The 24,158-nt window shown below is 68.9% G+C and carries 22 protein-coding genes; 11 read left to right on the top strand and 11 right to left on the bottom strand.

Going from position 1 to position 24,158, the window contains the following annotated elements; translation table 11 throughout:
- Nucleotides 1-42 precede the first annotated feature (42 nt).
- Nucleotides 43-1,368: an NYN domain-containing protein gene (locus tag ABNF93_RS11190; protein WP_349327871.1), complete on the bottom strand. Its 1,326-nt coding sequence runs from the start codon at nt 1,366-1,368 to the stop codon at nt 43-45.
- Between the two features lie 98 nt (nt 1,369-1,466).
- On the opposite strand from ABNF93_RS11190, the gene ABNF93_RS11185 reads away from it, so the two are divergent.
- Together ABNF93_RS11185 and ABNF93_RS11180 are read left to right on the top strand one after the other, a co-directional pair.
- Nucleotides 1,467-2,138: a phosphotransferase family protein gene (locus ABNF93_RS11185; protein WP_349327870.1), complete on the top strand. Its 672-nt coding sequence runs from the start codon at nt 1,467-1,469 to the stop codon at nt 2,136-2,138.
- Nucleotides 2,139-2,177: 39 nt separating this feature from the next.
- Nucleotides 2,178-2,939: a class I SAM-dependent methyltransferase gene (locus tag ABNF93_RS11180; protein WP_349327869.1), complete on the top strand. Its 762-nt coding sequence runs from the start codon at nt 2,178-2,180 to the stop codon at nt 2,937-2,939.
- Here ABNF93_RS11180 and ABNF93_RS11175 read toward each other — a convergent pair.
- Nucleotides 2,926-4,143: an NAD(P)/FAD-dependent oxidoreductase gene (locus tag ABNF93_RS11175; RefSeq protein WP_349327868.1), complete on the bottom strand. Its 1,218-nt coding sequence runs from the start codon at nt 4,141-4,143 to the stop codon at nt 2,926-2,928. The two genes, ABNF93_RS11180 and ABNF93_RS11175, sit on opposite strands and share 14 nt — an antisense overlap.
- Nucleotides 4,144-4,232: 89 nt before the next feature.
- Nucleotides 4,233-5,198, bottom strand: coding sequence for an RNA polymerase sigma-70 factor (locus tag ABNF93_RS11170; RefSeq protein WP_349327867.1), 966 nt, complete (start codon nt 5,196-5,198; stop codon nt 4,233-4,235).
- Nucleotides 5,199-5,355: 157 nt separating this feature from the next.
- On the opposite strand from ABNF93_RS11170, the gene ABNF93_RS11165 reads away from it, so the two are divergent.
- The 3 genes from ABNF93_RS11165 (at nt 5,356) to ABNF93_RS11155 (ending at nt 8,619) form a co-directional block, all read left to right on the top strand.
- On the top strand, nt 5,356-7,191 hold the full coding sequence (locus tag ABNF93_RS11165) for a DEDD exonuclease domain-containing protein (protein WP_349327866.1): 1,836 nt from the start codon (nt 5,356-5,358) through the stop codon (nt 7,189-7,191).
- Between the two features lie 99 nt (nt 7,192-7,290).
- Nucleotides 7,291-7,575, top strand: a complete 285-nt coding sequence (locus tag ABNF93_RS11160) for an Lrp/AsnC family transcriptional regulator (RefSeq protein ID WP_349327865.1) — start codon at nt 7,291-7,293, stop codon at nt 7,573-7,575.
- Between the two features lie 39 nt (nt 7,576-7,614).
- Nucleotides 7,615-8,619, top strand: coding sequence for a DUF2510 domain-containing protein (locus tag ABNF93_RS11155; RefSeq protein ID WP_349327864.1), 1,005 nt, complete (start codon nt 7,615-7,617; stop codon nt 8,617-8,619).
- A gap of 96 nt (nt 8,620-8,715) precedes the next feature.
- On the opposite strand, the gene trpD is transcribed toward ABNF93_RS11155, so the two are convergent.
- The gene (gene trpD / locus ABNF93_RS11150; RefSeq protein ID WP_349327863.1) at nt 8,716-9,756 is read right to left on the bottom strand and encodes an anthranilate phosphoribosyltransferase; all 1,041 of its coding nucleotides are present in this window, start codon (nt 9,754-9,756) and stop codon (nt 8,716-8,718) included.
- 35 nt (nt 9,757-9,791) lie between these two features.
- Nucleotides 9,792-10,247 carry a response regulator gene (locus ABNF93_RS11145; RefSeq protein WP_349327862.1) on the bottom strand — a complete coding sequence of 152 codons (456 nt, stop codon included), beginning with the start codon at nt 10,245-10,247 and terminating at the stop codon, nt 9,792-9,794.
- Between the two features lie 357 nt (nt 10,248-10,604).
- On the opposite strand from ABNF93_RS11145, the gene ctaE reads away from it, so the two are divergent.
- The 4 genes from ctaE to qcrB all read left to right on the top strand — a co-directional run bounded on the left by ctaE (nt 10,605) and on the right by qcrB (nt 14,929).
- Complete coding sequence (gene ctaE / locus ABNF93_RS11140; RefSeq protein ID WP_502877576.1) at nt 10,605-11,252, top strand: aa3-type cytochrome oxidase subunit III; 648 nt, start codon at nt 10,605-10,607, stop codon at nt 11,250-11,252.
- A 142-nt stretch (nt 11,253-11,394) separates the two neighbouring features.
- Nucleotides 11,395-12,219 carry a cytochrome bc1 complex diheme cytochrome c subunit gene (qcrC, locus tag ABNF93_RS11135; protein ID WP_349328115.1) on the top strand — a complete coding sequence of 275 codons (825 nt, stop codon included), beginning with the start codon at nt 11,395-11,397 and terminating at the stop codon, nt 12,217-12,219.
- Nucleotides 12,220-12,236: 17 nt separating this feature from the next.
- Nucleotides 12,237-13,268, top strand: a complete 1,032-nt coding sequence (gene qcrA / locus ABNF93_RS11130; RefSeq protein ID WP_349327861.1) for a cytochrome bc1 complex Rieske iron-sulfur subunit — start codon at nt 12,237-12,239, stop codon at nt 13,266-13,268.
- Nucleotides 13,265-14,929 (top strand): cytochrome bc1 complex cytochrome b subunit, encoded by a 1,665-nt coding sequence (gene qcrB, locus ABNF93_RS11125; protein ID WP_349327860.1) that lies wholly within the window; start codon nt 13,265-13,267, stop codon nt 14,927-14,929. Before qcrA ends, qcrB begins: the two co-directional genes overlap by 4 nt.
- 337 nt (nt 14,930-15,266) lie before the next feature.
- On the opposite strand, the gene ABNF93_RS11120 is transcribed toward qcrB, so the two are convergent.
- The 5 genes from ABNF93_RS11120 to ABNF93_RS11100 all read right to left on the bottom strand — a co-directional run bounded on the left by ABNF93_RS11120 (nt 15,267) and on the right by ABNF93_RS11100 (nt 20,896).
- Nucleotides 15,267-16,475 carry a L,D-transpeptidase gene (locus ABNF93_RS11120; RefSeq protein WP_349327859.1) on the bottom strand — a complete coding sequence of 403 codons (1,209 nt, stop codon included), beginning with the start codon at nt 16,473-16,475 and terminating at the stop codon, nt 15,267-15,269.
- A gap of 204 nt (nt 16,476-16,679) precedes the next feature.
- On the bottom strand, nt 16,680-17,075 hold the full coding sequence (locus ABNF93_RS11115) for a cytochrome c oxidase subunit 4 (protein ID WP_349327858.1): 396 nt from the start codon (nt 17,073-17,075) through the stop codon (nt 16,680-16,682).
- Nucleotides 17,072-18,772 (bottom strand): aa3-type cytochrome oxidase subunit I, encoded by a 1,701-nt coding sequence (gene ctaD / locus ABNF93_RS11110; RefSeq protein ID WP_349328114.1) that lies wholly within the window; start codon nt 18,770-18,772, stop codon nt 17,072-17,074. The genes ABNF93_RS11115 and ctaD overlap by 4 nt, the downstream gene beginning before the upstream one ends.
- A 71-nt stretch (nt 18,773-18,843) precedes the next feature.
- Nucleotides 18,844-19,722, bottom strand: coding sequence for an aa3-type cytochrome oxidase subunit II (gene ctaC, locus ABNF93_RS11105; protein ID WP_349327857.1), 879 nt, complete (start codon nt 19,720-19,722; stop codon nt 18,844-18,846).
- A gap of 169 nt (nt 19,723-19,891) precedes the next feature.
- Nucleotides 19,892-20,896 (bottom strand): carbohydrate kinase family protein, encoded by a 1,005-nt coding sequence (locus ABNF93_RS11100; RefSeq protein WP_349327856.1) that lies wholly within the window; start codon nt 20,894-20,896, stop codon nt 19,892-19,894.
- A gap of 257 nt (nt 20,897-21,153) precedes the next feature.
- On the opposite strand from ABNF93_RS11100, the gene ABNF93_RS11095 reads away from it, so the two are divergent.
- Nucleotides 21,154-21,648, top strand: a complete 495-nt coding sequence (locus ABNF93_RS11095; RefSeq protein ID WP_349327855.1) for a hypothetical protein — start codon at nt 21,154-21,156, stop codon at nt 21,646-21,648.
- A gap of 25 nt (nt 21,649-21,673) precedes the next feature.
- Here the strand turns inward: ABNF93_RS11095 and ABNF93_RS11090 are convergent, their stop codons facing one another.
- Entirely contained in the window at nt 21,674-22,975 is a 1,302-nt protein-coding gene (locus tag ABNF93_RS11090; RefSeq protein WP_349327854.1) for an enolase C-terminal domain-like protein, read from the bottom strand.
- A 190-nt stretch (nt 22,976-23,165) separates the two neighbouring features.
- Between ABNF93_RS11090 and ABNF93_RS11085 the strand changes: the two genes are divergently transcribed.
- Nucleotides 23,166-24,155 (top strand): aldo/keto reductase, encoded by a 990-nt coding sequence (locus tag ABNF93_RS11085; RefSeq protein WP_349327853.1) that lies wholly within the window; start codon nt 23,166-23,168, stop codon nt 24,153-24,155.
- Nucleotides 24,156-24,158 lie beyond the last annotated feature (3 nt).

The following is a 24,158-nucleotide window of genomic DNA, read 5'->3' as shown; positions in this document are numbered from 1 at the left end:
GCTAGACACGCCCGCCGACAGTCCTGCCGGCTCACCGCCGGCTCACCGCTGGAGCAGACGAACCAACGCGTCGGCGCGCACCGGTCGGGCTCCGCTCCGCCGCACGCCGTCCGCGATCTCGCGGTCACTCGACACCACGACGACGGGACGTCCTTCCGGCTCGGCGGCGGCGAGCTGACGGATGACGTCATCGGCAGTGACCCCGGCCGGGCTGAACCTCACCCGCACACCGCGCGGCACCGCCAGCTGAGGTGGGGTGTCGAGCGTCGCCCCGTCGAAGACGCACGTGACCTCGGCACCCGTCTGGGCGACGATGCCGCCGAGCGCCGTGAGAAGCCTCGTCCGCTGGGTCTGGAGCGGCAGCGCCGGCCAGGCCGTCTTGGTCACGTTGTAGCCGTCGACGATGACGTGCACCTGAGGCAGTGCCAGCAGCGACTCGAGTGGTACGACGTCCTCCGGTCCCGCGAGCTGCCCGCCAGCCGCCGGTGTCGCGGCCGCCACCGCGTCGGCGGGTCGGGAACGCAGTGGTGGGAGGGCGAGCTCACGGCGAAGCCCCTGCGCCGCGTCGACCAGGGTGTCGAGGAGCAGCCGGAGCCGAGCATCGGCCAGGTCGCGATCCTCTCTGCTGGTACGCCGCGCCGACTCGACTGCCGACTCCGCCTCCGCCAGCCGGGACCGGAGCCGCCGGGCCTCCGCATCCATCCGCGCCACGTCCGCGGTCGCCCGTTCACGCGCCTCCGCGGCGAGTTCGGCGCTGCGCGTCGCCTCCGCCTCGGCCTCCTTCACCCGGTCACGGGTGTGCCGGAGCGTACGACGCAGAGTCGTGTTCTCCTCCTTCAGCGCCGCCAGCTCGGCCCGCAGGCGCTCCCGGTCCTGGCGGGCACTCGCCTGTGTCGCGGCGAGCTGGTCGCGCAGTCGGGCGGCAAGACCGGCCTCCCGCTCCCCGGCCTGGGTCGCGCTCTCCTGTTCGAGATGGTCGATGACCTCCTCGACGATCGCCGCCCAGCCGGCCGGGCGCAGCAGGTAGGCCGCGGCGGCCGCCTCCAGCGGATCGACGGCGCCGGGCCGGCGTCCCTCGCGCAACGCAGACGCCAGGTCCGGGACAGCCTCGGTGATGCGGGCGGCGACACGTTCGCGGAACGCCGGATCGGCATCGACTGCGGCCGCGATCGGTGTCGCCGCCAGGCGGACCCGGCGTTCGGGCTTGAAGCGGGCGAACGGTCGTAGCGAGGCAGGTACGGCAGCGGCGGGGAGCACACCGAGCGCGTCGGAGGCGAGAAGGACGACGCGCTGGCGCACCTGTTCCGGCAAGGGCCGGGACAGGTCACCTTCGCCCGACCCTGCCGGCTCGGCTGGTCCCGTACTCACGGCTGCGAGCGTAATTGGCGTTCCACAGAGCACCGACCAGCGCACTGCGGTTTCGGCCTCCTCCACCAGGGCGAGATCGGCCAGGCAGAATGCCCGGGGTGGGATCAGGGGAGCAGAACCCCGTGCGCCTACCGCACGGCTACACGAACTTCACCCGTGTCGAGGGCATGGTCGTGGTGAAGACGTACGCAGGTCCTGACGCCGACCTGCGCCGAGACCGGGAACGCACGGCGCTGACAAGGCTCGCGGGTCTGCTGCCCGTACCACCCCTGATCGACGGCGACGCGACTTCCGTCCGAGTGGGCCACCTCCCGGGCGTCCATGGGCAGGAGCTGCTGGCTCCAGACGTCGACAGCGCCACGGCGACGGCTGTCCTCGCCGCCTGCGGCGACACGCTCCGCCGCCTCCACGAGGTCGTCCCGGGACCTCTGGTCCACGGCGACTACGGTCCCAACAACCTGCTGTTCGACCCGGAGACGTTTGTGGTGACGGCGATCCTGGACTGGGAGTTCTCCCACGCCGGCGACCCGATCGAGGACCTCGCCTGGTGCGAGTGGATCGTGCGTACGCATCAGCCCGACCGGGTACCCCTGCTCGACGCGTTCTTCTCGGCGTACGGCGGCGACGTGCCTGGCTGGGCCACCCGACAGGCGGCCATGATCGCCCGCTGTCGCGAACTGCTCGACTTCTGCCATCGCTGGGATCCCGATGGCGCGGGCGTCACGCTCTGGAAGCACCGTCTCGCGGAAACGTCGACATGGCCCATGTGACGACGCAGCGGTCCGCGCCGCGTGGTTAACTTCGGCTGCGTGACGACCAAGAACCGCGCGAGCGTGCTCTACCAGGTGCGCTATGCCGTACAAAACCCGACAAAGGTGCCGGGGTACGCCCGCCGGCTGGCCCGTGACCTGATCCTGCGGCTGCGTAGCCGCGACCACGTGACCTACTACCGCGGGGTGATGCGGTCCGACGCCACCCGCAGCGCCGAGGCCGCGGTCGGCAGCAAGTCACACGCCCGCTGGCTCGCACTCGGAAAGATGCAGTTCGACTACCTCGTGGAGCACGGGTTCAAGCCCGACCACCGGATGCTCGAGATCGGCTGCGGCAACCTGCGGGCAGGCCGGCTCTTCATCGACTACCTCGACGCGGGCAACTACTACGGCATCGACATCTCCCCCGACATCCTCGTCGCCGCGCAGGAGACGTTGGTGAGCTACGGCCTGCGGGACAAGCTTCCCCATCTGACGCCGGTGCGGGACCTGCGTTTCGCCTTCCTGCCGGATGCGTACTTCGACGTCGTCCACGCCCACAGCGTGTTCTCGCACTCCCCGCTCCACGTCATCGAGGAGTGCTTCGCGCACGTCGGCCGGGTCCTTGCACCGAACGGCTTCTTCGACTTCACCTTCGACCGGACCGAGGGTGAGGAACACCACGTCCTCCGCGAGGACTTCTACTACCGCACCGAGACGCTCGTGACGCTTGCCGAACGCCACGGCCTGAAGGCGCGCTTCATGGCCGACTGGGAGAAACGCCGGCACGGACAGTCGAAGATCCGCATCACCCACGCCTGACGTCGGAGTCCGGCGACGGCGGCCACATCCCGTCGGATGAGGACCGGCGCCGCCAGTGACCGCGCCGGCCGATGTCCCGGCGGGGATGCCGGAGTGCGACGACCGTGCCACGCGTGACGGCCTCTTTGAACGCGGCGGACACCCGCCCGGTGAGAACCGCACCGGTCGGACTGTCGTCCGGCCCCGTGAACTGCGTCACCCCGTCACGCCGGCCGAGGCTGATGTTCTGCCACACGTAGCGGATCCGGATCGGTTTAGGCGCGCTCCCCTCGAGCGTGGCCGCAATCGAACCGGCGACGTACCTCCCCATCGGCAGGCTGGTCTGGCACGACATGCGGCTCTCCGAACCGTCTGGCGTGGGAGCCGCCGCCACGTCGCCGATGCCGTACACGTCCGGATGCGACAGCGACCGCAGGGTGTTGTCGACGAGCATCCGGCCGCGCCCGTCGACTGCGAGCCCTGCGGCGCGGGCAAGGGTGGGCACGCGGAACCCGGCGGCCCAGACGCACGCGGCGGCGCCGCGGAACGCCCCGTCACCGAGCCGCAGCCCGCCGGCGTCGACCTCGGTGACGCGCGCACCCTCGTGGACACCGATCCCCATCCGGACGAACGCCCGGCGGAGGTGACGCCGGGCACGTTTGGAGAGCCAGCCACCCACCCGCTCCCCCGTCACCAGCTCGACCCGGAGTCGCGGGTGCGCCTCGGCGAGTTCGGTGGCCGCCTCGATGCCGGTGAGCCCGCCGCCGACGACTGCGACGACTCCTCCTGACGGGACCGCCCGCACACAGGCGTGCAGGCGCTCGGCCTGGCCCGCCTCGGCGAGGGTGTACGCATGCACGCGGACGCCCGGCACGCTGTCGACGTCCGCCCCACTGCCCCACGCGCAGACGAGCGTGTCATAGGCGAGGGAGCCCGGTGCCGCGTCCACGCGGACCCGCCGACGTTCGACGTCGACCGCGCTCACCCGTGCGACGACCAGATCGACGCCGGTGCCGGAGAGCAGGCCCGGCAGCGGCAGGTCCGGCAGTTGCTGGCCCGTGGCGACCTGGTGCAGGCGTACCCGCTCGACGAACCGGTCGGTCGCGTTGACGAGCGTCACCTTGACGTCGTCCCCCGTACCGGTGCCGCGGACCAGGCGGGCGAGGCCCGTGGCGGCGGCGAGACCCGCGTAGCCGGCGCCCAGGACCACTATGTGATGCGTCATGCGTCTCCTCGAGGTGGGCGCCTCTTGAACCGGCGAGCCGGCCAGTCCGTGACAGCGGGAGGGCGTGAGGATGTTCACATCCTCAGGCCTCACGCCAGCTGCGCGGAGACGAAGGCCAGCTTGGCGGGACTGACGACGATGCGGACGGCGGCGACACGCCCGTCACGGATCTCGGGCACCAGGACCGCGGCCGGGGACCCGTCGAGTCGGATCACGACGCTGGCCGTCGCGTTGACCTCGCGGAACTCCACCCTCGCTGCGGCCGCCTCGGGTCGCCTGCCGACGCCGAGTAGGTAGCGCACGACCCGATCCCTTCCACTGACCGGCCGGCGGGCGGCCGTGACCTGGCCGCCGCCGTCGGCCCACGAGACGACGTCCTCGGCGAGCAGTCGCTCGAGACCGGCGATGTCACCATCGACGGCGGCCGCGAAGAAGCGCTCGACCAGCCGGCTCTGTTCGTCGGCATCCGCCGCGAAGCGCCGCCGGTGGCCGCCGACGTGTCCCCGCGCGCGGTGGTACAACTGGCGCGCGTGCGCCTCGCCGATGTCGAGGACGGCGGCGATCTCCCGGTGGCTGTGCCCGAACGCCGCCCTGAGGACGAAGACCGCCCGCTCGGGCGGCGTCAACCGCTCCAGGAGCAGCAGGACACCGAACGACACCGACTCCCGTTGCTCCACCGTGTCCATCGGACCGAGGGCACCTTCTCCGGTGAGGACCGGTTCGGGTAGCCACGGCCCGACATAGCGCTCGCGCTGGACCCGGGCCGAGGTGAGCCGGTTCAGGCAGAGGTTGGTGACCACGCGGGTCAGCCAGGCCTCGGGTACCGAGACGGTGCCCGGATCGGCTGCGAGCCAACGCAGGAAGGTCTCCTGGACCATGTCCTCCGCGTCCGCCGCGGATCCGAGGAGGCGGTACGCCAGACCGAACACTCGTGAGCGCTGCTGCTCGAACACCGCCACATCCGCCACGGACCGGTCCCGGTCGCCGTGGTCGCCGTGGTCGCCGTGGTCGCCGTGGTCGTCGTCGGGCTGCGCGGCGTCGGCGGCGGTGTCCATCCCGCTGATCGTAGGAGCGCGGCTTGGCGCGCCGAAGCAGGGCCGCGGTGGATATGCCGGTCGAGCTCGGCCGACGGGTGGGCGGGTGCGGACAGAATGCCCATACGCGGCGCGTCGTACGGCCATCCTGTCGGTGTGCGCCCGTAGCGTCGCCGCCATGACCGCCCAGCCGACGAGCGAGCCAACGACCAGCGGCGCCTCGACGACCCGAGCGGTGCCCGGTCAGGGCACCCAGTCGCGGGTACCCGTCGGGGTGCAGGCGAGCTTCGACGAACTGGGCACGCCGCTACGCGACCTGACGTTCTGCGTTGTCGACCTCGAGACGACCGGCGGGGCACCCGACAGCTCCGAGATCACAGAGATCGGTGCGGTCAAGGTCAGGACAGGCGAGGTGCTCGGGGAGTTCCAGACCCTCGTCAACCCCGGCGGGTCGATCCCGCCGTTCATCGCCGTCCTCACCGGGATCACCGACGCGATGGTCGCTGACGCTCCCGCGGTCGACCAGGCGCTGCCGGCGTTCCTCGAGTTCGCGCAGGGCTGTGTCCTCGTGGCCCACAACGCGCCGTTCGACGTCGGGTTCCTGCGCGCTGCCGCGACCCGGCACGGGTTCTGGTGGCCGTCGTTCGACGTCGTGGACACCGCTCGCCTCGCCCGCCGGGTCCTCACCCGCGACGACACGCCCAACTGCAAGCTCAGCACGCTCGCGCGCTACTTCCGTTCGGCGACGACGCCCAACCACCGGGCCCTCGCCGACGCACGCGCGACCGTCGACGTGCTGCACGGACTTTTCGAACGCCTGGGGCCGCTCGGCGTGCAGACCCTCGAGGAGCTGTCGACCTTCAGCTCCCGGGTCTCTCCAGCCCAGCGCCGCAAGCGGTACCTCGCCGACCGGCTCCCCCACGCTCCGGGCGTCTACCTCTTCACCGACGACCATGGCCGGGTGCTCTACGTCGGCACGTCGAAGGACCTGCGTACCCGGGTCCGCAGCTACTTCACCGCTTCCGAGACGCGTTCACGGATCGGCGAGATGATCGGCCTCGCCACCGACGTCACCGCGATCGAGTGCGCGACGTCGCTGGAGGCCGCGGTCCGTGAACTCCGGCTCATCGCCGCGCACAAGCCGCGTTACAACCGCCGGTCGCGGTTCCCCGAGCGGGCCAGCTGGCTCAAGGTCACCCTCGAACCCTTTCCTCGGCTTTCGCTCGTCCGCGACGTCAAGGCCGACTCGGCCACCTACCTCGGCCCGTTCGGGTCCCGCAAGGTCGCCGAGCAGGCGGTCGCGGCCCTGCACGAGGCGTTCCCGATCCGACAGTGCACGCAGAAGCTGTCCAGGTCACCCCGGGGCGGCTCGGCCTGCGTACTCGCCGACATGGGCCGCTGCGTCGCGCCCTGCGTGGGCGAGGTCGACGTCGCCGGCTACGCGGCTCACGTCGAGGCGGTCAAGGCTGCCATCGCCACCGACCCACGCGACGTCATCGAGGCCGTCAACGGCCGGATCCAGCGGCTCGCCGCGCAGACGAGGTACGAGGAGGCGAGCGTGCACCGCGACCGGATGGCGGCATTCGTGCGCGCTGCGGCCCGCACCCAGCGCATGAGCGCGCTTGCCCGGTGCCCCGAGCTCGTCGCCGCTCTCCGCACCGCCGACGGTGGTTGGGAGGCCCACGTCGTACGCCACGGACGGCTCGCCAGCGCCGGCGTCGTCCCGCCGGGCACGCCGGCGCGCGCGGCGATCGACGTCATCGCCTCCGCCGCCGAGACCGTCGAGCCGCCACCGCCCCCCACGCCCGCGGCTACCGTCGAGGAGACCGAACGCATCCTTCGCTGGCTGGAGCAGCCAGGTATCCGGCTGGTCGAGCTCGACGGCGAGTGGAGCTGCCCGCTCGACGGGGCGCAGCGGCACACGGCATGGCTGGACACCGCGTACGCGGGGCACACCGGCGTCCCGTCCGACGACACCAGGCACCTACGCACCACCCACCAACCCGCCCGGTAGGCGGCCCTCCCCCTCGCGCATGGGGACCCGGCATCCCATAGGTTCGGATCAGTGGTCCCTTCATGCGGGCCGGTACGACGCACTTTCGAAGGAGACACCGTGATCACGGCGATCGTGTTCGTCCAGGCAGATGTCGACCGGATCCCGGAGGTGGCCGAAGGGATCGCCGCGCTCGACGGAGTGAGCGAGGTCTACTCCGTGACCGGCGACCTCGACCTCATCGCGTTGGTACGCGTCCGCCAGCACGACGAGATCGCCGATGTGGTGGCCGACCGGCTCAACAAGGTACCCGGCGTCCTGTCCACGCAGACCCACATCGCGTTCCGTGCGTACTCCCAGCACGACCTCGAGGCCGCGTTCAGTCTGGGCCTCCCCGAAGACTGATCACGCGTCGACTTGCCGACCCTGGCTAGCTTTGGAGCCATGACGGCCAGGGGCCCAGGGTGGTACGCCGACCCCGCAGGTACGCCGGGTGGGTTCCGTTGGTGGGACGGCACGCGCTGGACCGACGTTCTGACCTCTGACGCGGGATCCCCGCCACCAGGCGGGATACCCGCACCTGGGTTCGCACCACCGGGCGCAGTGCCACCACCGCCAGGAGCTCCCGGCCCGGGATATCTGCCGTACGACGGAGCCGCGGCCCGACCCCGCGACGGTGCCGACCCGGACACCGAGATCCTCAGCGCCGACCTCGAGTCGACCGACCGAGGCAGGCGCCTCACCGCCGCCCTGGCCGCGCTCGCCCTCGTTGCCGCGGGCGTCACGTATCTTGCGTTCTTCCGCGGCGGTGACGAGGCAGAGCGGGCCACGCCGGCCGCCACGCAGGCCCAGAGTCCCTCCCGTCCAGCCACGCCAGCGCCTGCCCCCGGCGATGTGGCACCGGGCGACGAAACCACGCCGGACTCAGACGCCGTTCCGGATCCGACCGAGGTTCCCGGCGGGCCCCGGTTGGAGTTCACAACACTGCCACGACCATGGACCGCCGACCCGGCCGCGGCGAACATTCTCACCGCCGGACAGGCACAGACGCAGGTGACCGAGCGCGAGTACAACGACAGGGACAACTGGGTCGCCCTGCTCGCGACAGGTGCCGCGAGCCGCGAGTGGTACGACCGCGACGACCTCGAAGGCAGTGCCAAGAGCGCCTCGGACTGGTTCGCCGACGAAGGCTTCACCGGCGCGGAGGTCGCCCAGCGGACCCGTTCCGGCAGGGCGTTCAGGGTCGACGGCCGTCCGGCGTACCTGCTCGAACAGCACTTCACCTATCGGATCGACGGTCTCGAGTCCCGCGGCGAGGCGGTCACCCTCGTCGTGGTCGACCTGGGCCGTGGGTCGGGAGGGATCTTCCTCGCCTCGATCCCCGACACCCACCAGGAGCTACGCACCGATGTGGGCAAGGCAATGGCCACCCTCGAGATCACCGACTGAGCACTCGAGATCACCGGCTGAGCACTCGAGATCATCGACGGGGCCCCGCAGAATCACCGACTTGGCCGGCTGCACGGGCGAGAAGCCCGTCCGGGACTAGGTAGCCGCGGCCTCGACCCAGCGGTCGAGGGCGGCCGCCGCCCTGCCGGAGTCCACCGAGTCCTCCGCTCGTGCGTAGCCCGTCCTGATCCTGTCGACCAGGGCAGCGTCGGAGGGGTCGTGGACGGCGAGGGCAGCGCCGGCGTTGAGAAGCACCGCGTCACGCACCGGACCCCGCTCGCCCGCCAGCAACTGCCGGCACACGTGGGTGTTGTGGGCGACGTCACCACCGCGCAGTGCGCCCGCGGGGGCCGGTGGGAGTCCGAGATCGGCGGGGTCGAAGCGCTCCTCGACGACCGTGCCGTTCTGTACGACCCACACCCGCGAGGTCGTCGTCGTGGTCAGCTCGTCGAGGCCGTCGTCGCCTCTGAACACGAACGCGTCGTCACCCCTGGCCGCGAACACACCGGCCATCAGCCCGGCCATCCTCGCGTCGGCGACACCGACCGCCTGAGCCCGCGGGCGGGCCGGATTGGACATCGGCCCGAGGACGTTGAAGGTCGTGGGGACGGCGAGCTCCCGCCTTGTCAGTGCGGCGTGGCGCATCGTGGGGTGGAAGCGCGGGGCGAAGCAGAACGTGATGCCGGCCTCTTCGGCCAGCGCCGCGACCCGGCTGGGCTCGAGATCGAGCGGCACTCCGAGCGCCTCCACGAGGTCGGCCGCCCCACACAGCGACGACGCGCTGCGGTTGCCGTGCTTCACGATCCGGGCACCGGCGCCCGCCGCGACGATGGCCGCCATCGTGGAGATGTTGACGGTGTGTGCGCCGTCGCCACCGGTGCCGACGACGTCGAGGGTGCGGCCCGGTACGTCGATCTTGGTGGCATGGGAGTACATCGCCTGGACCAGGCCGTCGAGCTCCTCCACCGTCTCGCCCTTGACCCGGATCGCGACGATGAACCCGGCGATCTGGACTGGCGTGACCTCGCCGGAGAGGATCTCGCCCATCGCCCACGAGGCCGCTTCGGCGCCGATGTCCTCGCCGCGCAGGAGCGCGCTCAGCACATGCGACCAGGTGAGGTCGGGCTGATCCGCCATCGCAGCCTCCGTGGAGTCCGTGGGAGCGCCGGGGCTCAGTGCGCCGGCTGGGTGGCGAGCCGCCTGCGGGCCAGCTCGACTGTGGCCCGGCAGAGTGCCAGCGGGTCGAGGGGGTACGGCACCGCCGCGTCGGCCCGCGACCAGGTGGCCAACCATGCGTCCTGCGTACGCCCGGTCAGGAGCAGGATCGGCGGGCAGCGGAAGATCTCGTCCTTCAGCTGCCGGGACAACCCCATCCCGCCCGTCGGAACGGCCTCGCCGTCGAGGATCACGACGTCGACTCCCCCTGCGTCCAGCGTCTTGAGCACCGCCTGGTAGGTGGCGCACTCGACGAACTCGACCGGCGGGAGATCGCGGTCCGGCCGCTTGCCGATGCCGAACCTCACCTTGTCGCGCGTGTTGCGGTCGTCGGAATAGACCAGGACGCGCACCGAGCGCCGGTCAGACCGTGCGCTCGACCCGGCGTGGGACGAGGTGGCTTCAGCGCTCATCGGGATGTCCTCGCAAAGGATGCTCTCGTGGATGTGCGACGAGGTACGTGCTGTCGGCGATCGTACCGCCCACGACGTGGCCGCCCGGCGCCGGATATCCACGCTGGCCGTCGGCCTGGGGTGTCCCGCGACGCCCTGATTCCACCTCGGACCCATATCTCCGCCTGGACCCATGTCACGGACCAGCCGCCTGTCTCGTCATCAGGTCATCAGGGCAGAGGCGATCGGCGCTCCCGCACGAGGCAGGAGGGAACCGCACCATGGACGGTGACCCACCCGGGCGCGAGGCAGCCCATGTGCAGGCGTACGGGCGAGCGCTCGGGGGTGGCCCCGCCCGGCCACCCGTAGACCGACATAATGGCCGACGTGTCGACAGCAACCCTGGAGCCGGCGAGCCGTTTTCACGGCCTCCCCAACCGGCCCTCGATGGTCAGCGTGGGGACGATCGTGTGGCTCGCGAGCGAGTTGATGTTCTTCGCCGCTCTCTTCGCCTCATACTTCACGATCCGGGCGGTTTCGCCCGACCTGTGGGCGCAGGAGACGGCCAAACTCAACGTCCCGTTCGCGTTCGTCAACACGACGGTGCTGGTGCTGTCGTCGGTGACCTGCCAGATGGGCGTCTTCGCCGCCGAGCGCGGCCAGGTGGGCCGCGAAGGCGGTGTTCTCAACGCCGCCAAGTGGGGCCTGCGGGAGTGGTTCGTCCTCACCTACCTGATGGGCGCGTTCTTCATCGGTGGTCAGGTGTACGAATACTCCGAGCTCATCGCCGAGGGCGTGACCCTGGCGTCGTCGGGCTACGGCTCGGTCTTCTACCTCACGACGGGCTTCCACGGGCTCCACGTCACGGGCGGGCTGCTGGCGTTCCTGCTGGTACTCGGCCGGACGTTCCTCGCCCGACGGTTCACCCACGAGCAGGCGGTCACCGCGATCGTCGTGTCGTACTACTGGCACTTCGTCGACGTCGTGTGGATCGGACTCTTCGCCACCATCTATCTCATCAAGTAGGGAGCGGGCCGAGGTGCCTTTTGGGGTCCGGGGTCGTCCCCGGGTAGATAGAGCGGGGTTCCGGGGTCGCTCCCGGGCACGTACTGCTGGGGTCCGGGGTCGTCCCCGGACAGAGAAGGCCGGGCTGCGGGGGTTCTCCCGGATCAGCAGCGCCCTGTCAGCGAGGCGGCGGCACCGCTTCGCCGGAATTGTCGTGGTGTTGTTCGCGCTGGGGCTTTTCGGCGGGCTCTACGCCGTGGCCTCGCCGTCGTCGAAGGCCGCCGAGGAGTCCGCCCAATCCACGCAGATCGAGCAGGGGCGGAAGCTCTTCGCGGTCAGCTGCTCGTCTTGCCACGGGCTCAATGCGGAGGGCACCGAACTAGCGCCTACCCTCATAGGTGTGGGTGCCGCCGCCGTCGACTTCCAGGTCGGCACCGGTCGGATGCCGGCGCAGCAGCCTGGGCCGCAGCTGCCGGCGAAGAAGCCTGTCTTCAACGACGAGGAGATCGCCGCGCTGTCGGCCTACGTCGCCTCGCTCGGCCCGGGTCCCGGCATTCCGGCCGCTGATGAGTACGCCACCGAAGACCTCTCCGATGCCGAGATGGCCGAGGGCGGCGAGCTCTTCCGTACCAACTGCGCGTCCTGCCACAACGTCATCGGCAAGGGTGGCGCCCTGACCTGGGGCAAGAACGCGCCCAGCCTCGACGGATCGACCTCGCGGCACATCTACGAAGCCATGCTCACGGGGCCGGCTCAGATGCCGGTGTTCTCCGACGCGGTGATCACGCCGGAGGACAAGAAGAAGATCATCGGCTACCTCGAGGCGGTCGAGAACGAACCCAGCCGGGGCGGCTTCAGCCTCGGCGGTCTGGGACCCGTTTCCGAGGGTCTGGCGGCTTGGCTCGTCGGGATCGGTTCGCTCGTCATCATCGCCGTGTGGATCGCCGCGAAGAGCGCCACCAGCGGCAGCAATGGCAGGGCCAAGTGAAGGGGAACTCAGGCGACATGAGCAGCGATCTCGAGTCCCGCGGCGAGGTCGTGGTGCCCGACGGCGCTGGGGCCGAGGGCGACCCGATCCCCAACCCCGGGGTTCCGCCGCACGAGCCGCGCATCACAGACGTCGACGAAGCAGCCGCCACCCGGGCCGAGCGCCAGATCGCGACGATGTTCGGCCTGGCGGCCCTGCTTGTCCTCGCGTTCGTCGTCGCGTACCTGGTCGTCCCCAAGCAGGCGGCGTTCCTCGGGTTCGGCGCGTCCAACCTCGCGCTCGGCATGACGCTCGGTCTCGCCCTGCTTCTGATCGGGCTCGGCGCGATCCAGTGGGCCCGCCGGCTCATGGACAGCCACGAGATCGTCGAGGAACGGCACCCCGCGCGCTCCTCCGACGAGGACCGCGCCGAAGCGATCGCGACTGTCCGTCTGGGCGGTGCGGAGAGCGGCATCGGCCGGCGCACCATGATCCGGCGTACGCTGATCGGCGCGATGGCCGCTCTCGGCCTCCCGGTGGTCATCCTGCTCGGCGACCTCGGGCCGCTGCCGGGAAGCCGGTCCGCCCACACGATCTGGCGGCGAGGCACCCGCATCGCCAACGACGTGACGTACAAGGTGCTGCGCCCTGAGGACCTCGAGCTCGGCCAACTCGTCAACGCCGTACCGGCCAACCTCGAAGACCTGCCCGAGGGCTCCGAACGCAACAACGCACGGGCGAAGGCCGCGGTGATCCTGGTCCGGATGGAGGAGGGCGACTTCCGTACGCTCCCTGGGCGACGGGACTGGAGCGTCGACGGCATCCTCTGCTACTCCAAGGTCTGCACCCACGTCGGCTGCCCGATCAACCTCTACGAGCAGGTGGCGCGCCAGGTCCTGTGTCCTTGCCACCAGTCGACGTTCGACCTTGCCGACAGCGGAAAGGTCGTCTTCGGCCCGGCTGCCCGGTCTCTGCCACAGCTGCCGATCATGGTCGACTCCGAGGGCTACCTCGTGGCGCAGAGCGACTTCACCGAACCCGTCGGCCCGAGCTACTGGGAGCGCGGATGAGTACCGGCACGACGCCCAAGGCGGTCAGCAAACCGCTGGAGTTCCTCGACGAGCGGGTGGGGCTTGCGAAGCTGGTCAAGAAGGAGCTCCGCAAGGTCTTCCCGGATCACTGGTCGTTCCTGTTGGGCGAGATCGCCCTCTACAGCTTCATCATCCTGCTGCTGTCCGGCACGTTCCTCACCCTGTGGTTCAAGCCGAGCATGCAGGAAGTCGTCTACAACGGCGCCTACGGGCCGCTCCAGGGCGTGCACATGTCCGAGGCGTTCGCGTCGACCGTCCACATCTCGTTCGACGTCCGCGGCGGCCTGCTGATGCGGCAGATCCACCACTGGGCGGCGATGCTGTTCATCGCCGCGATGACGGTCCACATGCTGCGGGTGTTCTTCACCGGTGCCTTCCGCAAACCACGGGAGATCAACTGGCTGATCGGCACCATCCTGCTGCAGCTTGGCCTGATCGAGGGCTTCACCGGCTACTCCCTCCCCGACGACCTGCTGTCCGGCACGGGGCTGCGCTTCGTGGAGGGCCTGATCCGGTCGATCCCGGTGGTCGGCACGTACGTGTCGTTCTTCACGTTCGGTGGTGAGTTCCCCGGCGACACGATCATCCCGAGGTTGTACGGCATCCACATCCTGCTGCTCCCCGGGCTGATCCTCGCGCTCATCGCCCTGCACATCGCGCTGGTGGTCTACCACAAGCACACGCAGTACCCCGGGCCGGGCCGGACCAACAAGAACGTTGTCGGCTACCCCCTGATGCCGGTCTACATGGCGAAGGCCGGTGGCTTCTTCTTCATCGTGTTCGGCGTCACGGCCCTCATGGGCGCGCTGCTCCAGCTCAACCCGGTGTGGAACTACGGGCCCTACAACCCGTCCCAGGTCGGGGCGGGCACCCAACCCGACTGGTACATGGGGTGGGTCGAGGGTGGCCTGCGGATCATGCCCAACTGGGAGACCCACATCGCCGGGTTCACCATCAGCTGGAACATTTTCATCCCGGGCTTCGGCCTGTTGGGACTGCTTGCGATCGTCCTCGCGATCTATCCGTTCATCGAACGCTGGGTGACCGGCGACGCCCGCGAGCACCATGTGCTGGACCGGCCCCGGAACCAGCCGACACGGACCGCCTTCGGGGCCGCGGGGATCACGTTCTACGGCCTGCTCTGGATCGGTGGCGGAAACGACATCATCGCCACCACCTTCCACATCGCGATCAATGACATCACCTGGTTCCTGCGGTTCGCCATCTTCATCGGTCCGGTGATCGCGTTCCTCGTGACGAAGCGGATCTGCATCGGACTACAGCGTCGCGACCGGGAGACACTCCTGCACGGCATGGAGGCTGGCATCATCATGCGGCTCCCGACGGGCGAGTTCATCGAGGTGCACAAGCCGGTCAGCCAGGATGACGCGTTCGTCCTCGCTTCCCACGAACGGCAGGAGCCGATCGAGGTCGGCGACGGCGTGGACGCCAACGGCGTCCAGGCGCCGAACCATCGGTTGCGGCGGCTCCGGGCCCGGGCGTCCCGCTTCTACTTCGGCGATGTCGTACAGAAGCCGACAAAGCCAGAGCTCGAGGCCGGGCATGACCATGAGCACGCACACAACGGCCACCGCGAGGTCAGCAGTCACGAGAGCAGCACCTCAGACCAGAAGCGGTAGGTAGGCCCTCCCAAGGCGCGCAAGAGGCGGCCTGAGCGGGTGTCCTGCAGAGATGGTGGCGGGGTACGCCGTCTCCCGTCTGGTGGTAAGGGATCGACCGCACATCGATGGGCCGGTGTATCCACTCCCGGAACTGGGAGGGCTACACCGGCCCATCGATCTGGTTGCTCCGACTCGGGCTCTCTTGCTCGGTAGCTGTCCGATATCTCTTGCTCGGTAGGTGTTTGGTCCGATCTAATCCGTGACTGTCCACGCCGGCAAACCACGACGCGGGTTCCAGCGTTCTGGTCGTGGTCTGCCCGACGCGTGCCAGGCCGGTGAGTACTCGGCGCGGGGCCTAGCGTCCGGCCTTCTCCTGCTTGGAGCCCGTGGCCGCCTTCACCGGTTGCGGCGCCAGGGCGCTGCCGGCCTTGTAGTCCTTCCAGGAGAAGTTCCAGTCGCCGAAGCCATTGCTCGGCTCCATGGCGCCTCCTTCCGGACTGTGCACCTCCACCGGGTCACCGACGTGCGAGACCCCCCAGAGCCAGCCGGAGTCGGCGCTGTTCATACCGATACATCCGTGGCTGACGTTGGCGCTCCCCTGCGATCCGGTGGACCAGGACGCGGTGTGGAGGAACTCGCCGCTCCAGGTGACCCGGAGGCCCCAGCGCGACAGGAGCCGGTAGTGTTCCGCCGCGCCGATCGCTTCGTTCCTGAACAGGATGTTCTCGCGCTTCTCCAGGATCACCTTGATGCCGTCCCGCGTCCGCCACCCTGGCTTGCCCCCGGTCACGGGAATCGTGCGACGAAGCTTGCCGTCGATGTAGACGCGGGCGTGGTGGTCGGCGAGGTTCACCTTGGTGATGACGGAGTTGGTGATGCTGAACCGCCGCACCTTGTCGTTCACGCCCCAGGCGCCGTTGTCGGCGCGTACGCCTCGCATGTGGGCCTTCACGGTGACCTTGGTGTGCGCCGGCCAGTACGACTTGGGTCGGTAGCGGACTTCCTCGTCGCTGAACCAGTGCCATGAGCCTTCGACCGGCTTCGACGTCTGGACTTCGAGCCGCTTCTCGACCGCCGCCCGGTTGGCTACCGGCTCGTCGAACTTCAGCGTGATCGGCATTGCGACGCCGACACTGCTGCCCTCCAGCGGCATGATGTCGGTGCCGAGTTCCTTCGCCGGCTTGAGCGTGCTGAAGGTCTGGATGACCTCCGTCGGCTCACCCTCGGCATTGAGGGCGGTTACCTCGACCTGGTAGACGGAATCTGCCGCGAGGGCGACGTTGGAGGACCACGCCGTCTTGCGATCGCTCAGCGTGCCCTTGACCTTCGCGCCGTTCGCGGCGGTAACAGCGATCTTGCTGAGCGTGCCACCGCTGACCGTGGCCTTGACCGCAGCGTCGAGCGGGACGTTCACCCGGTTGTCGGCCGGTGCGATCGTGACCTTGGCCGGTGGTGTCGGATCACCCACCTGTGCGGCAACGATGCCGCCCTCAGCAGAGCCTTCTCGCGTCTCGACCGAGCCGCCGCCCGACTGGCAGGCGAACAGCAGGGCTGTGGACATCATGACCGTAAGAAAACCGATGATTCGCGCTGGCGCCGAGCGCCCCCGTACTGCCATCTCGACTCCCCTGTGCCGATGACTTCGCCAAGCCCCGGCAATCCCCTCATGAAGGCACCCTTCGGGTATAAGGACGCCCACCGGCCCTGAGAAGTTGCCCGTCGATCAGTGCAACACAAAAGATTACCCAAACGGAAGGGCCAGCGACGCTTAGTGAGCGTGTTCACCACGGTAATACTCGAAGACCAGGCCCAGGACGGAGACGGTACCAAAGCCGGCACCGATGAGAAAAAGCCACCATCCGAACACGATCCCCAGCACGCAAATGGAAAGCGACAACCCGCAGAAGAGGGGCCACCAACTGTGTGGGCTGAAGAACCCGAGCTCACCGGCACCCTCGGCGATTTCGGCGTCCTTGCGGTCCTCGGGTCGCGGACCGATCCGGCGGGCCGTCAGCAGGGCGTAGAAGGCCACCAGGAGGGCGAGCAGGGTCGTCAGGACAAGCGCACTCGTGCCGGTCGGGTCGTAGGACAGAAACCAGTAGATCGGGGTGACGATGACGAAAAATATCCCGAGGATCGCAAAGATGATGCCTTCGACCTTCACGACCGATCCTCCGGCTTCTGTCCGCTTACTTCCTCGATGTGCTCGCGCCGTCCGGTGTCGTCCGGTGCGTCGACCACATGGTCCCCGCCTTCGAGCGTCGCCACGTCGAGCATCGCGATCTCGGGGTGATGCAGGTCGAACGCCGGGCTGTCCGAGCGGATCCGCGGCATCGACGTGAAGTTGTGCCGAGGCGGCGGGCAGGACGTGGCCCACTCCAGACTGCGCCCCCAGCCCCACGGGTCGTCGACGTCGACGCGGGGGTTCTTGCGCGACTGGATGACGTTGAGCAGGAAGGGCAGCGTCGACATGCCGAGCAGGAACGCACCGACCGTCGACACCATGTTGAGGGTCGTCCAACCGTCTGTGACCATGTAGTCGGCGTATCTACGTGGCATTCCTTCGATACCGAGCCAGTGCTGAATCATGAATGTCAGGTGGAAGCCGACGAACAATGTCCAGAAATGAATCTTTCCAAGGTGTTCGTCAAGCATTCGTCCGGTCATTTTCGGCCACCAGAAATAGAATCCGGCGAACATAGCGAAAACGACTGTGCCGAATACGACGTAATGGAAATGTGCGACCACGAAATAGGTATCGCTGACATGGAAGTCCAGCGGCGGGGCGGCCAGGATCACACCGGTGAGTCCGCCGAAGAGGAAGGTCACCAGGAATCCGATCGACCACAACATCGGCGTCTCGAAACTCAGGGACCCGCGCCACATGGTGCCGATCCAGTTGAAGAACTTGATCCCGGTCGGCACGGCGATGAGGAACGTCATGAACGAGAAGAACGGCAGGTTGACGTTCCCTGTCACGAACATGTGGTGGGCCCACACCGCGACTGAGAGCGCCGCGATGCTGAGCGTGGCGATGATCATGCCGACGTAGCCGAACAACGGCTTGCGGCTGAACACGGGAAGGATCTCGGTGATGATCCCGAAGAACGGCAACGCGATGATGTAGACCTCAGGATGGCCGAAGAACCAGAACAGGTGTTGCCACAACATCGGTCCGCCGCTGGCGGGATCGAAGACGTGCGCGCCGAACTGCCGGTCGGCCTCGAGCATCAGCAGAGCACCGGCGAGAATCGGGAACGCGATCAGCACCAGGATGCTCGTGACCAGGATGTTCCAGGTGAAGATCGGCATCCGGAACATCGTCATCCCAGGCGCCCGCATACAGAAGATCGTGGTGACGAAGTTGACGGCGCCGAGAATCGTGCCGAGACCGGCGATGTAGAGGCCCATCACCCACAGGTCGCCCCCGACGCCCGGCGAGCGCACGGCGTCCGACAGTGGCGCGTATCCGGTCCAGCCGAAGTTGGCGGCTCCACCGGGTGCGAGGAATCCCGAGAGTGTGATCAGCCCGCCGAACAGGAAGAGCCAGTAGCTGAACATGTTCAGCCGCGGGAACGCGACGTCGGGTGATCCGATCTGGAGCGGCATGACGACGTTGGCGAAGCCGACGAAGAGTGGAGTGGCGAACAGCAGCAGCATGATCGTGCCGTGCATGGTGAAGAGCTGGTTGAAGATCTCCTCACCCTTCTCTTCACCGAGGATCTGGACGCCTGGCCGGGCCAGCTCCGATCGCATGATGAGCGCCATCAGCCCGCCCACCAGGAAGAAGGCGAACGACGTGATGAGGTAGAGGTGGCCGATGACCTTGTGGTCGGTGGTCGTCAGCCACGACACGACCATGCTGCCGACCCGACGCTCGTGTTCCGGGGGCGTCACACGCTGGTCCGCCTGCGGGCGGTCACCGAGAATCGTCACTTGCTGGCTCCCTCAGGCTGTCCGGTCTCGACGCCCACCTGGGTCGATGTGTGCGCACCTCCGGTGTTCTCACCGGTCTGGCCCCTGGCCTCGAGTCCCTCGAGGTGCGCGATGTACTCCTCCTTGCTCACCACGTGCACCGTGAAGAGCATCCGGGCGTGGTAGGTGCCACACAGCTCGGCGCACTTGCCGGCGAACGTCCCCTCCTTGGTCGGGGTGAGCTCGAAGTAGTTCTCCTTGCCGGGAATGACGTCGAGCTTGAACAGGAACGCCGGGACGAAGAACGAGTGGATGACGTCCGGCGAGTTGAGCCTGAAGCCGACGGTCTCACCGACCGGGAGGTACAGGTGCGCGTTGCGGTCCGGCGTGCCGGCCTCCCAGACCGTCTCACCGATCTCGGGATTGTCGAGGTAGTTGAAGGTCCAGCCCCACTGTTGGCCGATGACGTTGACCGTGTTCGTCGGCGGCTTGTCCGGGTCGACCTCGAGGATGGCGTTCTGGTCGCGCACCGTGAAGATGAAGAGCACGGCGATGATGACGAACGGCACCGCTGAGTAGAGGATCTCGATCGGCAGGTGGTAGCGGGTCTGGGGCGGGACCGAGTCGTCGCGGCGGCGGTAGGCGATCACCGCCCAGATGATGAGACCCCAGACGATGACACCGACCGCGAGGGCGGCGATCCACGCGCCCTGCCACAGGCTCAGCACGTGGGTGGCCCGGTCGCTTGCCGGCGCCGGGAGGCCACCCCTCTTCCAGGTGTCGATGTCCGTGGCGGAGCACCCGCTTGCGGCGACCGCCACGAGCCCCAGGAGTGACGCCGCGCCGATCCTGCCCAGGACACGGCGCGGTCCACGATCACCAGCGTTCGACCTCACCGGATGCCCTTCTCCCTCTGACCCGAGCTCGCTCTGGACGCGAGCGACGCCACCGGCCCTGCTGAACACGCCCAACTCGGCCGGTACAACCTCGACATAGCAGCGACAGAACCCTACTCGGCGCCTCCTGCGGCCCGGTGAAGCCCCCCGCGCCCCGACGACCCGGCCGTCACACCGGCTCGGGCGTGACAATCGCCGCGGATCGCAGGAGGGGCTCGACCTCCGCCGCCGCCTCGTCGCCGTACGCCTGCGCCAGGCGGGTGAGAAAGGTGTCGGCGGCGAGCTGGTACTCCTGGGGCCCCGTGGTCTCGATCACGTGGGTGGCGAGCAGGCAGCCGACCTGGGCGGCGCGCTCCATCGACAATCCCCACGCGAGGCTGGCCAGGAAGCCTGCCCGGAACCCGTCGCCCACGCCGGTCGGGTCGACCTCGGCCCGCGCGGGTACGCAGGGCACATGCAGCGTCGGCTCACCGGCCCGGTCGATGCGTACGCCCTTCTCTCCCAGGGTGGTGATGCGCACCTGCACCCGGGTGAGGATCTCCGCCGGGCTCCAGCCGCTCTTCTGCTCGGCGAGCGCGGCTTCGTACTCGTTGGTGAACAGGTAGGTCGCTCCGTCGACGAGCGATCGGATCAGCTCGCCGTCGGACCACGCCAGCTGCTGGGAGGGATCCGCCGCGAAGGCGTACCCCCGGTCGCGGCACTCTTCGGTGTGGCGCACCATGGCCGCGGGGTCGTTGGCCCCGATGAGCACCAGGTCGAGGCCACCGACCCGCTCGGCCACCGGGGCGAGTTCGATCTCGCGGGCCTCCGCCATGGCGCCGGCGTAGAAGGTCGCGATCTGTGCCTGGGTGGTGTCGGTCGTACACACGAAGCGGGCCGTGTGCCTGAGCTCGGACACGTGGACGGAGTGGCAGTCGACACCGTGGCGCTCCAACCACGAACGGTAGTCGCCGAAGTCCTGACCGACGGCACCCACGAGCACCGGGCGGAGGCCGAGGCGGGACATCCCGAACGCGATGTTGGGTCCCACGCCGCCGCGCCGCACCTCGAGTTCGTCCGCCAGGAAGGACACCGAGATCTTGTCCAGCTGGTCGGCCACGAGGGAGTCGCGGAACTTGCCGTCGAAGGTCATGAGGTGGTCGGTCGCGATCGATCCGGTCACCGCGATACGCACGGAGAAGTCCCCTTCGGTCTGGCGGGCAGTAGTCGACGCCTGTACGAGGCACCTCTCGACCTCGCCCGCCGCCACGGGGGGCGAGCCGAGATACGCCACCCTACCCAGGCGGACACCCGTGCAGGTGTGACCGACTCCACCCATACCGGTCGCGTCGACGGGTTGGAACCGCTGTCCAGAGCCGGACGTCGGACCCGGGAGGTGTCCCGTCACAGCAGGTTCCGGCGAGGCACCGCCCCGTGATCCGGGAGGCACTGATGGGGACTCGCACCACGGCTATGGCCCGGGCCGCCGCACTCGTGGCCGCCGGCGTCCTGCTCACCGGTTGCGGTGGGACGTCGACGGTCGAGACCGAACCCAAGGCCGATGAGCCCACCGCCACGTCGAATCCGTCGCCCAAGCCGTCCAGGAAGAGCCAGGAGATGCCGCCGGCGAAGCCGCCGGACGACTCCACGTGGACGCCGTTGATCAGGATCGACAAGGTGGAGCGGGACGCCTCGGGCGGCACGCTCACGATCGGCTATACCCTGCCTACTCCCTGTACGCCTGATCTCCGTGAGGCCGAGGTCAGCCAGCGCGACGACGCGGTGACGGTCAAGCTGCACCGTCGCAAACCGCAACCGTCCGACGACAAGCTCGTGTGTACGCAGGTCATCCAGGAGAAGTCCGTCGCCGTCCACCTCGACGAACCCCTCGAGGATCGGCCGGTGGTCGACGGCTCATCGGGCAAGACGGTCAAGGTCACCGGTTGACACGGCCGAGCCGCTGGCCAAAGCCTCAGCCACCGGCGCCCGACCACTCCGGGCCGTCGGGGAAGCCGTAGCGGGCCAGCGCCTCCGGGCGCATCTCGGCCGAGAACCCCGGCGCGGTCGGCACGACGTAGGCACCGCGGCGGACGACCGCGGGTGTCAGAAAGTGCTCGTGCAGATGGTCGGCGAACTCCACCACCCGGTCCGCACGGTCACCACCCACCGCCACCGCGTCGAACGCCGCCAGGTGCTGCACGAGCTCGCAGAGGCCGACGCCACCCGCGTGCGGGCACACCGGTACGCCGAACTTCGCGGCCAGCAGCAGGATCGCGAGGTTCTCGTTGACACCGCCCACCCGGGTCGCGTCGAGCTGGAGAATGTCGACGGCCCCGGCCTGGAGCAGCTGCTTGACGATCACCCGGTTCTGGACGTGCTCCCCCGTCGCGACCTTGGTCGGCGCGATCCCCTCCCGGATGGACTTGTGGCCGAGGATGTCGTCGGGTGAGGTGGGCTCCTCCACCCACCAGAGATCGAACTCCCGTAGCGCGTCGACCCACGACACCGCCTCGGCGACATCCCAGCACTGGTTGGCGTCGACGGCGATCCTGATGTCGTCGCCGACCGCACGGCGGGCGATCGCGAGGCGCCGTCGGTCGTCGTCGAGGTCGCGCCCCACCTTGAGCTTGATCTGGCGGAACCCGTCGGCGACCGCCTGGCGGGCCAGGCGTTCGGCGGTGGCGTCGTCGTAGCCGAGCCAGCCCGGCGTCGTCGTGTAGGCCGGGATACCGTCCGACCGCAGCCGGCGTTCGCGTTCGGCTCGTCCGGGTTCGGCCTTCTTCAACAGGTCGAGCGCTTCGGCCGGGGTGAGGGCGTCGCTGAGGTAGCGCCAGTCGACGAGGGCGACGAGCTCCTCCGGCGTGAGGTCGGCGAGGAGCTTCCAGACCGGCTTGCCGGCCCGCTTGGCGGCAAGATCCCAGACCGCGTTGACGATCGCACCGATCGCCATGTGCATGATCCCCTTCTCGGGGCCGAGCCAGCGGAACTGCGAGTCGCCCACGAGCTCCCGATACACCACGCCGAGGTCGCCGCAGATCTCCTCGACGTCGCGGCCGATGAGAACCGGCGCGAGCGCCTGGATCGCCGCGCACTGGACCTCGTTGCCGCGCCCGATCGTGAAGACGAAGCCGTGACCATGTGGTCCTTCGTCCGTACGGAGGACCACGTAGGCGGCGGAGTAGTCGGGATCGGGGTTCATGGCGTCGGAACCGTGCCAGCCCGCGGAAGTGGGGAACCTCACATCATGGACGTCCACGGCAACGAGTTTGGTCACCCGCTGGCTCCCTTCCTCGGCGGCCCTCGGCGGTTCCGCACATGACCGAATCCGTCTGATGACTATTAGGATCCGAGCGTCAGCTTGCCATGAGGTCGGGCTGGCTCCTACGCCGAGCCGTACCTGGCTCACCAGTTCACAGGTGCGCGTGGTCACTGTCCGCGCGCTGGGAAAGCGATGCGAGGTAGGCATGACGAAGCGGGCAACCGAGCGGCGCACCCTGGGCCGGAGCGGGGTCGAGGTCACAGCGCTGGGACTGGGAACGGCGCCGCTGGGAGGGATGTTCAGCCATGTCGAGGATGCCACCGCGGCTGCGGTCGTGCACGCGGCGCTCGCCGCGGGCCTGACCTATGTCGACACGGCTCCGCTGTACGGCCACGGCATCGCGGAGCGGCGGATCGGCGCGGCACTGGCGGCCGCACCCGTGGCCGATGCCGGCCGCACGAGCTTCGTTCTCTCGACCAAAGTCGGCCGGCTGATTGTGGACAACCCCGACGGTGACTCCGACGGGTTCGTCGACGCTCCTCCGTCGGAGGCGATCTACGACTACTCCCCCGACGCCATCAGACGCTCGCTCGACGAGAGCTTCGACCGGCTGGGGCTGGACTCGGTGGACGTCGTCTACATCCACGACCCCGACGACCACGAGGAGCAGGCGCTGACGGTCGCCTATCCCGTCCTGCACGAGCTGCGGTCGCAGGGAGTCGTCAAGGCGATCGGCGTCGGCATGAACCAGTCCAGGATCCCGACCCGGTTCGTCCTGGAGACCGAGATCGACGCGGTCCTGCTGGCCGGTCGCTACACGCTGCTCGACCAGACCGGGGCGGCCGACGTGCTGCCCGCCTGCCTCGAACGCGGTGTCTCGATCGTCATCGGCGGCGTCTACAACTCCGGGCTGCTGGCCGACCCCCGCCCGGGCGCCACGTTCAACTACACGACGGCACCGCCGGATCTGGTCGCCCGGGCGCAGGAACTCGGCGCGGTCTGCGCACGCCACGACGTACCCCTCAAGGCGGCGGCGATCCAGTACCCGCTCGCGCACCCGGCCGTGGCGTCCATCCTCACCGGCGCCCGGACGGTCGCCGAGCTGGAGGAGAACCTCGCGATGATCGAGTACGACGTCCCTGAGGCGTTGTGGGACGACCTCGCCGCCGTCGGCGCGGTTCGCTACGGCCGGTGACGG

Origin of the sequence: Actinopolymorpha sp. B9G3 (assembly GCF_040120725.1) — a bacterium.
GTDB lineage: Bacteria > Actinomycetota > Actinomycetes > Propionibacteriales > Actinopolymorphaceae > Thermasporomyces.
The sequence above is the reverse complement of the archived record's forward strand: the minus strand, read 5'-3'. Positions and strand labels throughout refer to the sequence as shown.

Bases quoted from the DNA above. Each gene is read 5' to 3' on its own strand.
- ABNF93_RS11175 (WP_349327868.1), bottom strand. From the start codon at position 4,143: ATGACGCATCACATAGTGGTCCTGGGCGCCGGCTACGCGGGTCTCGCC.
- ABNF93_RS11170 (WP_349327867.1), bottom strand. From the start codon at position 5,198: ATGGACACCGCCGCCGACGCCGCGCAGCCCGACGACGACCACGGCGAC.
- ABNF93_RS11165 (WP_349327866.1), top strand. From the start codon at position 5,356: ATGACCGCCCAGCCGACGAGCGAGCCAACGACCAGCGGCGCCTCGACG.
- ABNF93_RS11155 (WP_349327864.1), top strand. From the start codon at position 7,615: ATGACGGCCAGGGGCCCAGGGTGGTACGCCGACCCCGCAGGTACGCCG.
- trpD (WP_349327863.1), bottom strand. From the start codon at position 9,756: ATGGCGGATCAGCCCGACCTCACCTGGTCGCATGTGCTGAGCGCGCTC.
- ABNF93_RS11145 (WP_349327862.1), bottom strand. From the start codon at position 10,247: ATGAGCGCTGAAGCCACCTCGTCCCACGCCGGGTCGAGCGCACGGTCT.
- ctaE (WP_502877576.1), top strand. From the start codon at position 10,605: ATGGCCGACGTGTCGACAGCAACCCTGGAGCCGGCGAGCCGTTTTCAC.
- qcrA (WP_349327861.1), top strand. From the start codon at position 12,237: ATGAGCAGCGATCTCGAGTCCCGCGGCGAGGTCGTGGTGCCCGACGGC.
- qcrB (WP_349327860.1), top strand. From the start codon at position 13,265: ATGAGTACCGGCACGACGCCCAAGGCGGTCAGCAAACCGCTGGAGTTC.
- ABNF93_RS11120 (WP_349327859.1), bottom strand. From the start codon at position 16,475: ATGATGTCCACAGCCCTGCTGTTCGCCTGCCAGTCGGGCGGCGGCTCG.
- ctaD (WP_349328114.1), bottom strand. From the start codon at position 18,772: ATGGTCGTGTCGTGGCTGACGACCACCGACCACAAGGTCATCGGCCAC.
- ABNF93_RS11095 (WP_349327855.1), top strand. From the start codon at position 21,154: ATGGGGACTCGCACCACGGCTATGGCCCGGGCCGCCGCACTCGTGGCC.
- ABNF93_RS11085 (WP_349327853.1), top strand. From the start codon at position 23,166: ATGACGAAGCGGGCAACCGAGCGGCGCACCCTGGGCCGGAGCGGGGTC.